This window comes from Ruegeria sp. BE3 (genome assembly GCF_056538865.1).
The window spans coordinates 1,002,873-1,015,945 of record NZ_JBQFTW010000001.1 but is presented as its reverse complement, the minus strand read 5'-3'; the positions used below and the strand labels follow the sequence as shown (position 1 = coordinate 1,015,945).

The following is a 13,073-nucleotide window of genomic DNA, read 5'->3' as shown; positions in this document are numbered from 1 at the left end:
AGTGGCCCGCCGTTCTGATTTCTAAACTGTCGCGGTCTCTCAACTCGCGGCACGTTTGACGCGATCGCGGCGCAGATTGGTCAATTCTTCCGCCACCAGGAATGCCAGCTCCAGCGACTGCGTCGCGTTCAGGCGCGGGTCGCAGGCCGTATGGTAGCGATCCGACAAGTCCTCTTCCGTCACGGCGCGTACGCCACCGGTGCATTCGGTGACATCAAGACCGGTCATCTCAAAATGCACACCGCCGGGCACGGTGCCCTCGGCCTGATGCACTCCGAAGAAGTCGCGCACCTCGCGCAGGACCGAGTCGAACGGACGCGTCTTGTAGCCCGTCGCGGACTTGATGGTGTTGCCATGCATCGGATCGCAGACCCAGGTTACCTTGGCACCTTCTTCCTTCACGGCCTTGACCAAACGTGGCAGATGCTCACCAGCCTTACCCGCACCAAAACGCGCAATCAGGGTCAGGCGACCCTCTTCGTTCTCGGGGTTCAGCTTGGACATCAGGACCTTCAGGTCTTCCGCTGTCGTTGTCGGACCACATTTCAGGCCGATCGGATTCAGAACACCGCGGCAGAATTCGACATGCGCGCCATCGGGCTGACGTGTCCGATCACCAATCCAGATCATGTGACCGGAGCCTGCCAGCCAGTTGCCCGAAGTCGAATCCAGACGGGTCAGCGCCTCTTCGTATTCCAGCAGCAAGCCTTCGTGGCTGGTGTAGAACTCAACTGTCGAGAACTCATGCGTGCTATCTGCGGTAATCCCGGCAGCGCCCATGAAATCGATGGTGTCTTGGATGCGGTCGGCAATTTCCGAGTATTTCTGAACGTCCTGTTCATCCGTGAAACCCAGAGTCCACGAATGCACCATGCTCATATCGGCGAAACCACCGGTCGAGAAGGCGCGCAAAAGGTTCAGCGTCGCGGCTGCCTGCGTGTAGGCCTGAAGCATCTTGCCGGGATTCGGGATGCGTGCCTCGGGTGTGAAGGCCAGTTCATTGATGATGTCACCGCGGTAACTAGGCAGTTCCACCCCATCCACCACTTCGGTCGGGGCGCTGCGGGGCTTGGCGAACTGACCCGCCATCCGGCCCACTTTAACCACAGGCACCTTGGCGCCATAGGTCAGAACCATGGCCATCTGCAGCATCACCTTGAACGTGTCACGGATCGCATCAGCACTGAATTGTTCAAAGCTTTCAGCACAATCGCCGCCCTGCAACAGGAAGGCCTCGCCGCGACCAGCGGCACCCAGATGTTGCTTGAGACGCCGCGCTTCGCCTGCAAAGACCAGCGGGGGATACTGCGAAAGCTGCGCCTCGACTTTGGCCAGCGCGGTTGCGTCGGTATAGTCTGGCATCTGAACCCTGGGCTTGCTGCGCCAGTTCGTTTTTTGCCATTCCGTCATAGCTTGGATCTCCGCTGAGGTAATTCAGGTGGTCTCTATACAAAATGCATTCGTCAGAGACCATATCACATTTGCGCCTCTTGACGCCGCAAACAAGCTTTGAGCATGGTGACAGCCATATCCGCCGACGTTTCGAACCCGGCGTGCACCGAATCAAGGACACATCGCCATGCAAGAGCAACGCCAAGTTGTCACCGTGGATCGAGAAGCGGGCAAGCCGCTCAATTTTGTTTTCGTTCTGCTGGATAAGTTCTCGCTGCTTTCCTTTGCGTCTGCGCTCGACAGCCTGCGGATTGCCAACCGGATGGCGAACCGGGAGCTTTACACCTGGAAACTGACCGGTGAAGGCGGTGAACTTGTACAGTGTTCGGCGGGAACCACCTTCAAACTGGATGCCGATCTTGAAGAATTGCAACGCGACGACGTGATCCTGATCTGCGGCGGAGTTGATGTTCAGGCGGCGACCACCAAACGGGTTCTGAACTGGATGCGCCGTGAGGCGCGCAAGGGGTTGAAGATCGGAGGGCTTTGTACGGCCGCCTATACGCTGGCTAAAGCCGGATTGCTGGAAGGCAAACGGGCCACGATCCACTGGGAGAACTCGGACAGTTTCTCGGAAGAATTCGACACTGTTGAACTGACCAAATCAGTGTTTCAGGTCGATGGGAACCGGATGACGACGGCGGGCGGCACCTCATCAATTGACCTGATGCTCAAAATTATCGCCGATGACTATGGCGAGGATCTTGCGAATGCAGTTGCCGATCAGATGATCTATTCCTCGATCCGCACCGATCAAGACACCCAGCGTTTGTCGACGCCGACGCGTATCGGGGTGCGGCATCCGAAGCTCAGTCAGGTAATTCTGATGATGGAAAAGAACATCGAAGAGCCGATCTCACCCTCGATCCTGGCCAAGGATGTGGGCATGTCCACCCGCCAGCTGGAGCGTCTGTTCCGCCGCTACCTCAGCCGTTCGCCCAAGCGGTATTACATGGAGCTACGCCTGCACAAGGCGCGCAATCTGCTGATGCAGACCGATATGAGCGTCATCAACGTGGCGCTGGCCTGTGGTTTTGCCTCGCCCAGCCATTTCTCAAAATGCTACCGGGCGCACTATAACACCACGCCTTACCGCGAGCGCGGTGCGCAGAGCGGACGGCTGTCGGTTTAATATTAAAACCTTGTCAAAAGTTCCTCGGGATTGGTGTTGAGATAGAACTGAATAACTATCAAATCGTCATCGCGTTCGTGTAACAGCGCGTAGAAGTAAACATAGCTTTTCATGTCATTCCAATAGGCTCGCAACTCCTGCGAGAAGCCATTTTCCAATTCAACACGCTTAATGACTGCCGCGTTTGTCAAATAATAAGGAACCACATCTCGAAGCTGGGTCTGGATGCGGGCCAGCTCTTGCTCAGTATATTCATCCGCACCGCCGAAATCTCTGATTACAGTAGAGAATTCCCGGTTCTTCATCTTCTTGTCCAAAAAGCTCTGATACTCTTCGTAGGATGAAAACTCTTCGGCCAGAACGGGCATTGCGGAAAAAAGCGCAACGATAATAAACTGAACTCGTAGCATAAAGCAATCCAATAGGTTGTGATGCTTCTGTGTTACTTGTCGGGTGTCATCCTGTAAACTGCTCCCTCACCTACAGAAATATACCAGATCGACCCATCGGGCGCTTCGACGATATCGCGTACGCGTTCCGTTTCAGGGCCTTTTATCTGTTCGACCTCGCGCAACGGTGTCCCAGCCAGCCGGGAAATGTAATCGAACTTGAGTGACCCCACGAAAAGGTTTCCAGCCCAGCTCGGCCAAAGCTTACCAGAATATACCATCAGCCCAGAGGGCGCGATGGACGGGTCCCAATAGTGCTGCGGTTGCTCCATGCCTTCTTTTGCGGTGCCTTCTCCGATTTTCTTGCCTGAGTAGTGCTTGCCATACGAAATAACGGGCCAACCATAGTTTCGCCCCGGCTGAATCAGATTTACCTCGTCACCACCCTGCGCACCGTGCTCGGCAGTCCAAAGACGCCCCTGAGCATCCAAACCGGCCCCTTGCGGATTGCGGTGGCCATAGGTCCAGATTTCAGGGCGAATATCGCCCTGCCCTACAAACGGATTGTCCGAAGGCACCGATCCATCACGATTAATCCGGATCACGGACCCGATGTGATTTGTCCGGTTCTGTGCCTGCGGCCGATCCCCCCGGTCTCCAATCGTGACAAAGAGCGTTCCATCATTGGCCTCGACAACGCGTGAGCCAAAATGACGTCCACCGGAGCCGCCGGGAAGGGCCTCAAAGATGATCCGAGTGTTGGTCAGACGCTTGTCGTTTTCCGATAAACGCGCCACCGCGAGCGCGGTGCCTGCCGCCCCACCGCTTTGCGGCTTGGAAAAGGTCAAAAAAATCTCACGCGTCTGGCCGAAGTCTCGTGCAATTGTCACATCCAGCAAACCGCCCTGCCCGTTCTCAGCAACTTTCGGGGCACCCTGCACTTTCTGGGATTTGCCATCAGACACATACAGCAACTGCCCGTCACGCTCAGTCACCAGAAAAGAACCATCTGGCAATATTCCGACCGCCCAGGGGGTATCGAGCTCTTCGATCATAGGTTGGACAAGAACCGCGCCTTCTGACGTTTCAAGGATATCGGCGCGGACAATCCCCGCGCTAGACAGCAGGATTAGAATCGCAAACGCTTTGAACTTCATGATCTCTTCCTCGGACACGCGGTTTTATCATCATGAGAACAAATAGGTTTATGCCCCACAAAAACACGTTTGCGTTAGGACTTTTCTTTTTCGCATGGCTTGCCTAGGGTCGTGCGCAGAACGAATACGTTCACAATAGGGAGTAACCATATGAAAAAGCTGCTGACTGCAACTGCAGCCACCGCTCTGCTGGCGGGTACCGCAATGGCCGAAGACGTCAAACTGGGCGTGCTGTTCGGCTTCACCGGCCCAATCGAATCGCTCGCACCTGCCATGGGTTCGGGTGCCGAAATGGCGATGGCCGAGGTCACCGAATCCGGGAAACTGCTGGACGGTGCGACCGTCACCGGGACCCGCGCCGACACGGGCTGCATCGACAACGGTCTGGCCACCTCGAACGGCGAACGTATGATCGCGGACGGCGTTGCCGGTATCATCGGCGGTGACTGCTCGGGCGTGACCGGAGCAATTCTGCAGAACGTCGCGATCCCCAACGGCATGGTGATGATCTCGCCATCGGCGACCTCGCCGGGTCTATCGACCATGGAAGATAACGGCCTGTTCTTCCGCACCGCCCCGTCGGATGCGCGTGAAGGTCAGGTGATGGCTGACATCCTGAATGATCGTGGCATCAGCTCGATCGCGCTGACCTACACCAACAACGACTACGGCAAGGGTCTGGCAGATGCGATCCAGTCCTCGTTCGAGGCTTCGGGTGGCGAAGTCACCATCGTTGCCGCGCACGAAGACGGCAAAGCCGACTATTCGGCCGAAGTTGGCGCGCTGGCCTCGGCCGGTGGCGACATTTTGGTCGTTGCAGGCTATCTGGACCAAGGCGGTCTGGGCATCATCCAATCGGCGCTGGACAGCGGTGCGTTTGACACCTTCGGTCTGCCCGGCGGCATGATAGGTGACTCGCTGCCTGCAAACGTTGGTCCCGACCTGAATGGTTCGTTCGGTCAGATCGCCGGTTCGGGTGGTGAAGGTGCCGAGAAGTACTTTGCCATGGCCGAAGCCGCTGGTTTTGACGGCTCGTCCCCGTACTCGCCGGAAAGCTATGATGCAGCAGCACTGTTCATGCTGGCCATGCAGGCCGCAGGTTCGACCAACGCTGCTGACTACGGCGCCAAGATCATGGACGTTGCCAATGCTCCGGGTGAGAAGATCTATCCGGGTGAACTGGCCAAGGGTCTGGAACTGTTGGCTGCCGGTCAGGAGATCGACTATGTCGGCGCATCGGGCGTTGAACTGATCGGCCCCGGCGAAAGCGCTGGCTCGTATCGTGAGATCGAAGTCACCGACGGCGAGAACAAGACCGTCAACTTCCGTTGATACTGCGTTAACAGTCATAAAAACAAGCAGCCCGGGCCTTGTGTCCGGGCTGTTTCAATGACAAAAGGCCGCACCTTTCACACGGGGATGGGGCAACGACGCCGAAAACGGCGGCTAGGGGAAAAGATGATCGTCGTCGAAGACGTGCACAAGCATTTCGGCGGGTTTCATGCGGTGGACGGGGCATCGCTGGAAATCCAACAGGGCTCGATCACCGGTCTGATTGGGCCGAACGGGGCCGGAAAAACCACTCTGTTCAATGTGATCGCGGGTGTTCTTCCACCAACCAGTGGCAAGGTCTTCATGGATGGTGAGGATATCACCGGCCTGCCCCCGCATGAGCTGTTTCACAAAGGCCTGCTGCGCACCTTCCAGATCGCGCATGAGTTTTCGTCGATGACCTGCCGCGAGAATCTGATGATGGTGCCTGGTGCGCAATCAGGTGAATCGCTCTGGAACACATGGTTCGGACGCAAACGCATCGCCGATGAAGAACGCGCGTTGAAGGCCAAGGCCGATGAGGTGCTGGAATTCCTGACCATCGAACATCTGGCTGATCATAAGGCCGGTCAGGTTTCGGGCGGTCAGAAGAAGCTGCTGGAACTAGGTCGCACCATGATGGTCGACGCCAAGATCGTGTTCCTGGATGAGGTCGGTGCGGGTGTGAATCGCACCCTGCTGATGACCATCGCCGACACGATCCTGCGCCTGAACAAGGAGCGCGGCTATACCTTCGTCGTCATCGAGCACGATATGGATTTCATCGGCAAGATCTGCGACCCGGTCATTTGCATGGCCGAGGGTAAGGTGCTCGCCGAGGGTACTCTGGACGAGATCAAGGCCAACGAGCATGTGATCGAGGCCTATCTGGGTACCGGCCTGAAAAACAAAGATAAACTGGAGGCGGGTGCATGAGCGACAACCCCTACCAGGACGATAAAGGCAACAAGGACGCCTCGATCACCAATGCGCATGGCGTCGGCACTATGACCCCCGCCCATCGCAAAAGCGGTGAGACGCATCGGGTTGAGGGCGGCCCTTTCCTGATCGGCGACACCATGACCGGCGGCTATGGCAAAGGGCCGGACATTTTGCACGATTGCACCATCGCCGTCGATAAAGGTGAGATTGCTGTGATCGTTGGCCCCAACGGTGCGGGTAAATCCACCGCGATGAAGGCCGTTTTCGGTATGTTGGATGTGCGCTCGGGCGCGGTTCGGCTCGACGGTGAAGACATCACCTCGCTCACACCGCAGGATCGCGTGGTACGTGGCATGGGATTTGTGCCCCAGACCTCGAACATCTTCACTTCGATGACGGTGGAAGAGAACCTGGAAATGGGCGCCTTCATCCGCCGCGACGACATCAGCCAAACGATGGAGCAGGTCTATGACCTGTTCCCTATCCTCCGCGACAAACGCAATCAGGCTGCAGGAGAGCTGTCGGGCGGTCAACGCCAGCAGGTCGCCGTGGGCCGCGCGCTGATGACCCAGCCCAAAGTGTTGATGCTAGACGAACCCACCGCCGGCGTTTCGCCCATCGTAATGGATGAACTGTTCGACCGGATCATTGAGGTCTCACGTACCGGGTTGCCGATCCTGATGGTCGAACAGAACGCCCGTCAGGCGCTGGAGATCGCGGACAAGGGATATGTGCTGGTTCAGGGGCGGAATGCCTATACCGGCACAGGCAAAGAACTGCTGGCCGATCCCGAAGTGCGTAAGAGTTTCTTGGGGGGGTAGCGTGAAGATACCTGCAGCATTGATCATTGCCTCACTAACCGGCGCCGCTGGTGCCGAAGCATGCTTTCTAAGTGAAGTCTGTGAACACGAAGAAGAGTGCTTGGGTTCAACATTCGATATCGAGTTCGTCGGCAGTCCGCCCAATCAAGTTCGAAGTAATTTCGGGGAGTTCAGAATTGATGGCACGTCCGCGGCCGGAGAAACGACTTCCAACTTACGCCTTTCGAATAGAACAGAGTATGTTGTCACATCTAAAAACTCATTGATGATCGCGTCTCAAAAGACAGAGAATAGCAACTCGATCGTATACTTCGTACGAACACCACCATCAACGCTGACGGCTACGCTCGTCGTCGTTCCGCAGAAATATGTCAATTACTCAGAGACCTTCAATGCGCGTCGCGTATTTGAAGGCGATTGCGAGCAGGAGTTTTAATGGACTTCCTCAACGCCCTTGTGGCGCTCTCCAACTTCGTCCTTGTTCCCGCAATCGCCTATGGCAGCCAGTTGGCGCTGGGTGCCTTGGGGGTGACGCTGATCTACGGCATCCTGCGGTTCTCGAACTTTGCCCATGGCGACACGATGGCCTTTGGCGCGATGATCGCTGTGCTGGTCACATGGGGCCTGCAGGCGGCCGGGGTCAGTTTCGGGCCGTTGCCGACCGCTCTGCTGGCCCTGCCCTTTGCCATTCTGGGCTGTATCGTTCTGGTGCTGGTCACTGACCGGCTGGTCTATCGCTTCTACCGGGAACAAAAGGCCAAACCTGTCATTCTGGTGATCGTGTCGATGGGCGTGATGTTCATCATGAACGGCCTTGTGCGGTTCATCATCGGACCGGATGATCAGAGGTTCTCGGACGGCGCGCGCTTCATCGTCTCGGCACGGGATTTCAAGGCAATGACCGGGCTGCGGGAAGGGCTGGCGATCAAGACCTCTCAGGGAATCACTGTGATTGTTGCCGTTGTTGCTGTGGTGCTGCTGTTCTGGTTCCTCAACAAGACCCGCACCGGCAAGTCGATGCGTGCCTATTCGGATAACGAGGATCTGGCGCTGCTGTCCGGCATCAACCCCGAACGCGTTGTGATGATCACCTGGATCATCGTGGCCGCGCTGGCCACTACTGCGGGTGTGCTCTACGGGCTGGACAAGAGCTTCAAGCCCTTTGTCTATTTCCAGCTTCTGCTGCCAATCTTTGCCTCGGCCATCGTGGGAGGCCTTGGCAATCCAATTGGAGCCATCGCGGGCGGGTTCATTATCGCATTCTCCGAGGTGACCATCACCTATGCGTGGAAGAAAGTGCTGACATATCTGGCCCCGGAAAATCTGGAGCCGTCAGGATTGGTCCAGTTCCTGTCCACTGATTACAAATTCGCCGTCAGTTTTGCGATCCTGCTGATCGTGCTGCTGTTTAAGCCCACGGGCCTGTTCAAGGGGAAAGTGATATGAGCGAGCCCGTCAAAAACACGCTGCTTTTTGTTGTCGTCGGCGCTCTGATCCTGCTGACCGGTTTCACACAAAGCTGGAACGCTGCAATTCTGATCCTGAACATGGGCCTGATCTCGGCCATCATGTCGATTGGCGTGAACCTGCAATGGGGCTTTGCGGGCCTTTTCAACGTTGGTGTCATGGGCTTTGTCGCGCTGGGCGGACTGGCGGTTGTGCTGGTCTCGACGCCGCCAACGCCCGGTGCATGGTCGGCTGGCGGCTATGGCGTCGTGCTTGCCCTATTGCTGGGTGCAGCGACAGTTGTTGCGGCAGTGATGGTTGCGCAGAAGATGCCAAAAGGGCGTGTGCAAACACTGGCCATCATCGGTATCCTCGTTGTTGGTTTCTTTGTCTACCGTGCAATCTTTGACCCCAGCATCGCGGCGATTGAGGCGATCGATCCCGCCGTTGCAGGCAATATCGGTGGCCTGAACCTGCCGGTCCTGTTGGCATGGCCTGCCGGGGGATTGCTGGCTGCGGGTGCCGCCTGGCTGATTGGCAAAACCGCGTTGGGTCTACGCTCGGACTATTTGGCGATTGCGACACTGGGCATTGCCGAGATCATCATCGCCATCATGAAAAACGAAGACTGGCTGGCGCGCGGCGTAAAGAATGTCTACGGCATCCCCCGCCCCTCGCCTGTGGTTGGCTATGAGGTTGAGCTGCAGCAAGACCCCTCGTTCATCGCACGCGCGGATTGGTTGGGAATTGACCCGGTGATCGCCTCGACACTTTCGGTCAAACTGGGCTATTCGCTGCTGTTCCTGATCGTCTTGCTGGTGCTGCTGTGGATGGCACAGATGGCACTGAAGAGCCCGTGGGGCCGGATGATGCGTGCCATTCGTGACAACGAAGTTGCGGCCGAAGCGATGGGCAAGGACGTCACTCGTCGGCATCTGCAGATCTTCGTCCTCGGCTCGGCCATTTGCGGTATCGCAGGTGCCATGATGACCACTCTGGACGGGCAGTTGACGCCGGGCACCTACAACCCGCTGCGCTTTACCTTCCTTGTCTGGGTCATGGTCATTGTCGGCGGGTCAGGCAACAACTTCGGAGCCGTTCTGGGTGCGTTCCTGATCTGGTTCCTTTGGGTGCAAGTTGAACCCATCGGCTTGTGGCTGATGAACCTGATCACCTCAGGAATGCCTGATGGCAGCGCTCTCAAGACGCATCTGATCGATAGTGCAGCGCATATGCGCCTGTTCACGATGGGCTTGATCTTGCTGATTGTTCTCAGATTCAGTCCAAGGGGTTTGATCCCCGAGAAATAAGCAAAATTTCGTGAGAATTTCCCCTACCGCGCCGTTTGACGGCGCGGTTTATTGTATGGGTGATCAAAACGGTCTAAACAGCCCCACCCGCGATCCACCACATCGCCACTCTGTCTTCATACGACTTGTGTTTGGGCAGGCCCTTTAACGATTACGAAGTTAACCAGGATAAGAGCACCTTATTTGCTATGAAACGACCACTCAGATTCTTTGCTATAGCCACCCCGCTTCTGGCGGTGCTGAGCGCATGCATCCCGTCGCCCGAGCAACTTGAAACCACTCCGGTGAAGGTTCAGACGCCCAAAGGTGTCGTAACCTGCCAGTTGTACCGGCAGGATCGTGTGACATGGGACCGTGCGATTGACTTTCCGGCCACCAAAATGTCGGTGCCAGAGGCTGATGGATATTGCCGCCAGGAAGGGCTGCGTCGTCTGAATCGCTAACAGATCTGGCGCCCCTGATATATTGAGGGGCGCCTCACTCATTCTCTATCGATTTCGGAACAGGCCACCCAGTATCCCGCGCACAATGCGGCGCCCGGTCGTTCCTTTCAGTTCCTTTATCACCGCCTCGCTCATCGCTGTTGCAAATGAATCTTTCTTGCGCGCAACGCGTGACGAGGACCGTCCGACGCGGCTGCCCGAATATCTACGAGCCGACGCGTATTCGCGCTGCATTGGGTTTTGTTGCTCCAAAACCTCCTCAGATTCGGCCTCTGCCGCCGCCTGTGCGGCTGCATTAGCCCGGGCCTGAAGGATCTCGAAAGCCGATTTCCGATCGACCCTCTCGCCATATTTCGCCTGCATTGCTGAGGCATCCATCACCGTCCTGCGCTGAGCCTTCGTGATCGGCCCGAGTTGCGAGCCCGGAGGCCGGATCAGCGTCCGTTCAACAACGCCCGGTACGCCCTTCTTCTGCAGCATCGAGGTCACCGCTTCACCCACGCCGACTTCACGGATGGCAGTTTCGGTGTCAAAGGCCGGATTCTCGCGATAGGTCTCAGCTGCCAGACGCAGATTCTTACGATCCCGTGCAGTAAATGCACGCAGAGCGTGCTGCACCCGGTTGCCCAATTGCCCAAGGATATCTTCGGGAATGTCTGCTGGGTTTTGCGTGATGAAGTACACCCCAACCCCTTTCGAACGGATCAGGCGCGCGACCTGTTCGACCTTGTCCACCAGAACTTTGGGCGCGTCTTCGAACAGCAGATGCGCTTCATCAAAGAAGAAGACTAGTTTGGGTTTTTCCGGATCTCCGACTTCGGGCAATTCCTCAAACAGCTCGCTTAGAAGCCACAGCAGAAAGGTTGCATAAAGACGCGGCGCACCCATCAATTTGTCCGAGGCAAGAATATTGACCATCCCCTGCCCGTTCTCATCGGTCCGCATCAGGTCCGAGAGTTCGAGCGCGGGCTCACCAAACAGATTGGCTCCACCCTGGTTTTCCAACACCAGCAGACGGCGCTGAATAGCTCCGATTGATGCGGTCGAGACATTGCCATAACGCAAAGACAGTTGCGCCCTGTTTTCACCGATCCAGACCAGCAGTGCCTGCAGATCCTTCAGATCCAACAAGGGCATTCCTTCTTCGTCTGCCACGCGGAAGGCGATGTTGAGAATTCCCTCCTGCGCCTCGCTGAGCTCCAGCAACCGCGACAACAACAGCGGCCCCATCTCGGTCACGGTGGTGCGTACCGGATGCCCTTGTTCTCCGAACAGATCCCAGAAAGTCACTGGGCATGCGTTGTATGAGAATGCATCAAACCCGATACGGTTTGCCCGATCCATGAACGCCTGATGCAGCTTGTGATCAACGCTCCCCGGCAACGCCAGCCCCGACAGATCACCTTTGACATCGGCTAGAAAAACGGGGACCCCCGCCTGCGAGAACCCTTCGGCCAAAATTTGCAGCGTGACCGTTTTCCCGGTACCCGTCGCCCCTGCGATCAAGCCGTGTCGGTTGGCGTATTTCAACGAAAGCCCTTGCGCGTGGCTGTATCCTTCGCCCGCGCCGCCGATAAAGATCTTGTTGTCCATTCAATATCTGTCCCAGTTCTACCGATCTGCGCCAAGCATACAAAGTTAACCTTTGGCTGCGAGAGTAAATCTCACCTCATCGCGGCATTGTCGCGGTGGGGCAAATTCCTCCCTGTCGACTGGCCGTGCCTTCGGGCGCGGCTTTTTTGCGAAATATGGCAAAATTCAGGTCTCGAAGGGTTAAATTCTTTGGCTTAGCAGTTGACCCTTGGGTTCCCCTTTCGTAACGTCTGCGCATAACTAAGTCGGCCAGTCCGACGGGGAGAAAAATTTCATGAAGGGAGCCGCTCCACCGGCTCCCTTTTTCTTTGGCTCTAACGTGGTCTCTTTATCCCGTTTCGGCAAAAATCCGTTCAATTCCAGCGCAGGTATTCGGTTTGAGCCTGACACCACAAGCACAGAGTGATAGACGGATCAAAAAGCGGGATCATAAAGATGAGGCATTCATGATCAGGAAACTTCTCCCTCTAAATCTGGTTGCTGCTGCATTGCTGAGCAGTGCGGCCTATGCGCAGGAAACCACAGATGCCCCTGAGGCCGAAGCCGAAGTAGGGAGCGATCTGGACCTGGGTCAATCAGGTCCTCGGATCGGCGAGCAATATGTGCGTGAGCAGGTTGGCGATTGGAACATCTCCTGCATCAAAACGCAGGAAGACGAAGATCCCTGCGCGATGGTTCAGATTCTCAACAATCAACAAGGCGATCCCATTGCCGAAGTGTCGCTCGGCAAACTGCCGGAAGGCGGCGCAGCCGTTGCATGGGCGAATGTGGTTGTTCCGCTAGAGACCCTGCTGCAGGCGCAGCTGGCGGTGTCGATCGATGGCGCGCCGCGTAAGCTGTACAATTATCATCACTGCGTTTCGGTCGGCTGTATTGCGCAGCTCGGATTTACCCAGGGCGATATCGACGCGATGAAAGCAGGCTCCAAGGCGGTACTGTCGCTGGTTCCTGCCCGCCTTCCGGATCAGGTGTTGAACATGGATATGTCGCTATCAGGCTTCACCTCAGCCTTCGACGGACTGAATGTTTCGGTGAGATAAGCCTCAAGGGTTACTTTACAAAGCCGCCGTTCTTACA

The 13,073-nt window shown here is 56.6% G+C and carries 13 protein-coding genes; 9 read left to right on the top strand and 4 right to left on the bottom strand.

Annotated elements, in window-relative coordinates; all coding sequences use genetic code 11:
- Positions 1 to 39: 39 nt before the first annotated feature.
- Positions 40 to 1,410 (bottom strand): class II 3-deoxy-7-phosphoheptulonate synthase, encoded by a 1,371-nt coding sequence (locus tag ACR0AZ_RS05005; RefSeq protein ID WP_480469795.1) that lies wholly within the window; start codon positions 1,408 to 1,410, stop codon positions 40 to 42.
- A gap of 169 nt (positions 1,411 to 1,579) precedes the next feature.
- On the opposite strand from ACR0AZ_RS05005, the gene ACR0AZ_RS05000 reads away from it, so the two are divergent.
- Positions 1,580 to 2,584 (top strand): GlxA family transcriptional regulator, encoded by a 1,005-nt coding sequence (locus tag ACR0AZ_RS05000; RefSeq protein WP_480469794.1) that lies wholly within the window; start codon positions 1,580 to 1,582, stop codon positions 2,582 to 2,584.
- Between the two features lie 2 nt (positions 2,585 to 2,586).
- Here ACR0AZ_RS05000 and ACR0AZ_RS04995 read toward each other — a convergent pair whose 3' ends face one another.
- Together ACR0AZ_RS04995 and ACR0AZ_RS04990 are read right to left on the bottom strand one after the other, a co-directional pair.
- Entirely contained in the window at positions 2,587 to 2,994 is a 408-nt protein-coding gene (locus tag ACR0AZ_RS04995) for a hypothetical protein (protein ID WP_480666911.1), read from the bottom strand.
- 32 nt (positions 2,995 to 3,026) lie between these two features.
- A complete protein-coding gene (locus ACR0AZ_RS04990; RefSeq protein WP_480666910.1) occupies positions 3,027 to 4,130 on the bottom strand; it encodes a PQQ-dependent sugar dehydrogenase in 1,104 nt (367 codons plus the stop codon).
- Positions 4,131 to 4,280: 150 nt separating this feature from the next.
- Between ACR0AZ_RS04990 and ACR0AZ_RS04985 the strand changes: the two genes are divergently transcribed.
- The 7 genes from ACR0AZ_RS04985 to ACR0AZ_RS04955 all read left to right on the top strand — a co-directional run bounded on the left by ACR0AZ_RS04985 (position 4,281) and on the right by ACR0AZ_RS04955 (position 10,403).
- A complete protein-coding gene (locus ACR0AZ_RS04985; RefSeq protein WP_480469791.1) occupies positions 4,281 to 5,462 on the top strand; it encodes an ABC transporter substrate-binding protein in 1,182 nt (393 codons plus the stop codon).
- Positions 5,463 to 5,588: 126 nt separating this feature from the next.
- Positions 5,589 to 6,377 carry an ABC transporter ATP-binding protein gene (locus ACR0AZ_RS04980; RefSeq protein ID WP_480469790.1) on the top strand — a complete coding sequence of 263 codons (789 nt, stop codon included), beginning with the start codon at positions 5,589 to 5,591 and terminating at the stop codon, positions 6,375 to 6,377.
- The gene (locus ACR0AZ_RS04975; protein ID WP_480469789.1) at positions 6,374 to 7,204 is read left to right on the top strand and encodes an ABC transporter ATP-binding protein; all 831 of its coding nucleotides are present in this window, start codon (positions 6,374 to 6,376) and stop codon (positions 7,202 to 7,204) included. Before ACR0AZ_RS04980 ends, ACR0AZ_RS04975 begins: the two co-directional genes overlap by 4 nt.
- Position 7,205: 1 nt before the next feature.
- A complete protein-coding gene (locus ACR0AZ_RS04970; RefSeq protein ID WP_480469788.1) occupies positions 7,206 to 7,640 on the top strand; it encodes a hypothetical protein in 435 nt (144 codons plus the stop codon).
- Entirely contained in the window at positions 7,640 to 8,650 is a 1,011-nt protein-coding gene (locus ACR0AZ_RS04965; protein WP_480469787.1) for a branched-chain amino acid ABC transporter permease, read from the top strand. The genes ACR0AZ_RS04970 and ACR0AZ_RS04965 overlap by 1 nt, the downstream gene beginning before the upstream one ends.
- The gene (locus ACR0AZ_RS04960; protein WP_480666909.1) at positions 8,647 to 9,960 is read left to right on the top strand and encodes a branched-chain amino acid ABC transporter permease; all 1,314 of its coding nucleotides are present in this window, start codon (positions 8,647 to 8,649) and stop codon (positions 9,958 to 9,960) included. Before ACR0AZ_RS04965 ends, ACR0AZ_RS04960 begins: the two co-directional genes overlap by 4 nt.
- A 188-nt stretch (positions 9,961 to 10,148) precedes the next feature.
- Complete coding sequence (locus tag ACR0AZ_RS04955; RefSeq protein WP_480469785.1) at positions 10,149 to 10,403, top strand: hypothetical protein; 255 nt, start codon at positions 10,149 to 10,151, stop codon at positions 10,401 to 10,403.
- Between the two features lie 45 nt (positions 10,404 to 10,448).
- On the opposite strand, the gene ACR0AZ_RS04950 is transcribed toward ACR0AZ_RS04955, so the two are convergent.
- Positions 10,449 to 11,996 carry a helicase HerA-like domain-containing protein gene (locus ACR0AZ_RS04950; RefSeq protein ID WP_480666907.1) on the bottom strand — a complete coding sequence of 516 codons (1,548 nt, stop codon included), beginning with the start codon at positions 11,994 to 11,996 and terminating at the stop codon, positions 10,449 to 10,451.
- 446 nt (positions 11,997 to 12,442) lie between these two features.
- Here ACR0AZ_RS04950 and ACR0AZ_RS04945 point away from each other — a divergent pair, with 446 nt between their 5' ends.
- Positions 12,443 to 13,036, top strand: coding sequence for an invasion associated locus B family protein (locus ACR0AZ_RS04945; protein ID WP_480666906.1), 594 nt, complete (start codon positions 12,443 to 12,445; stop codon positions 13,034 to 13,036).
- Positions 13,037 to 13,073: the final 37 nt, after the last annotated feature.

What these genes read in the sequence shown, in the direction of transcription:
- ACR0AZ_RS05005 (WP_480469795.1), bottom strand. Translation starts at nt 1,410, where the DNA reads ATGACGGAATGGCAAAAAACGAACTGGCGCAGCAAGCCCAGGGTTCAG.
- ACR0AZ_RS05000 (WP_480469794.1), top strand. Translation starts at nt 1,580, where the DNA reads ATGCAAGAGCAACGCCAAGTTGTCACCGTGGATCGAGAAGCGGGCAAG.
- ACR0AZ_RS04995 (WP_480666911.1), bottom strand. Translation starts at nt 2,994, where the DNA reads ATGCTACGAGTTCAGTTTATTATCGTTGCGCTTTTTTCCGCAATGCCC.
- ACR0AZ_RS04990 (WP_480666910.1), bottom strand. Translation starts at nt 4,130, where the DNA reads ATGAAGTTCAAAGCGTTTGCGATTCTAATCCTGCTGTCTAGCGCGGGG.
- ACR0AZ_RS04985 (WP_480469791.1), top strand. Translation starts at nt 4,281, where the DNA reads ATGAAAAAGCTGCTGACTGCAACTGCAGCCACCGCTCTGCTGGCGGGT.
- ACR0AZ_RS04980 (WP_480469790.1), top strand. Translation starts at nt 5,589, where the DNA reads ATGATCGTCGTCGAAGACGTGCACAAGCATTTCGGCGGGTTTCATGCG.
- ACR0AZ_RS04975 (WP_480469789.1), top strand. Translation starts at nt 6,374, where the DNA reads ATGAGCGACAACCCCTACCAGGACGATAAAGGCAACAAGGACGCCTCG.
- ACR0AZ_RS04965 (WP_480469787.1), top strand. Translation starts at nt 7,640, where the DNA reads ATGGACTTCCTCAACGCCCTTGTGGCGCTCTCCAACTTCGTCCTTGTT.
- ACR0AZ_RS04960 (WP_480666909.1), top strand. Translation starts at nt 8,647, where the DNA reads ATGAGCGAGCCCGTCAAAAACACGCTGCTTTTTGTTGTCGTCGGCGCT.
- ACR0AZ_RS04955 (WP_480469785.1), top strand. Translation starts at nt 10,149, where the DNA reads ATGAAACGACCACTCAGATTCTTTGCTATAGCCACCCCGCTTCTGGCG.
- ACR0AZ_RS04950 (WP_480666907.1), bottom strand. Translation starts at nt 11,996, where the DNA reads ATGGACAACAAGATCTTTATCGGCGGCGCGGGCGAAGGATACAGCCAC.
- ACR0AZ_RS04945 (WP_480666906.1), top strand. Translation starts at nt 12,443, where the DNA reads ATGATCAGGAAACTTCTCCCTCTAAATCTGGTTGCTGCTGCATTGCTG.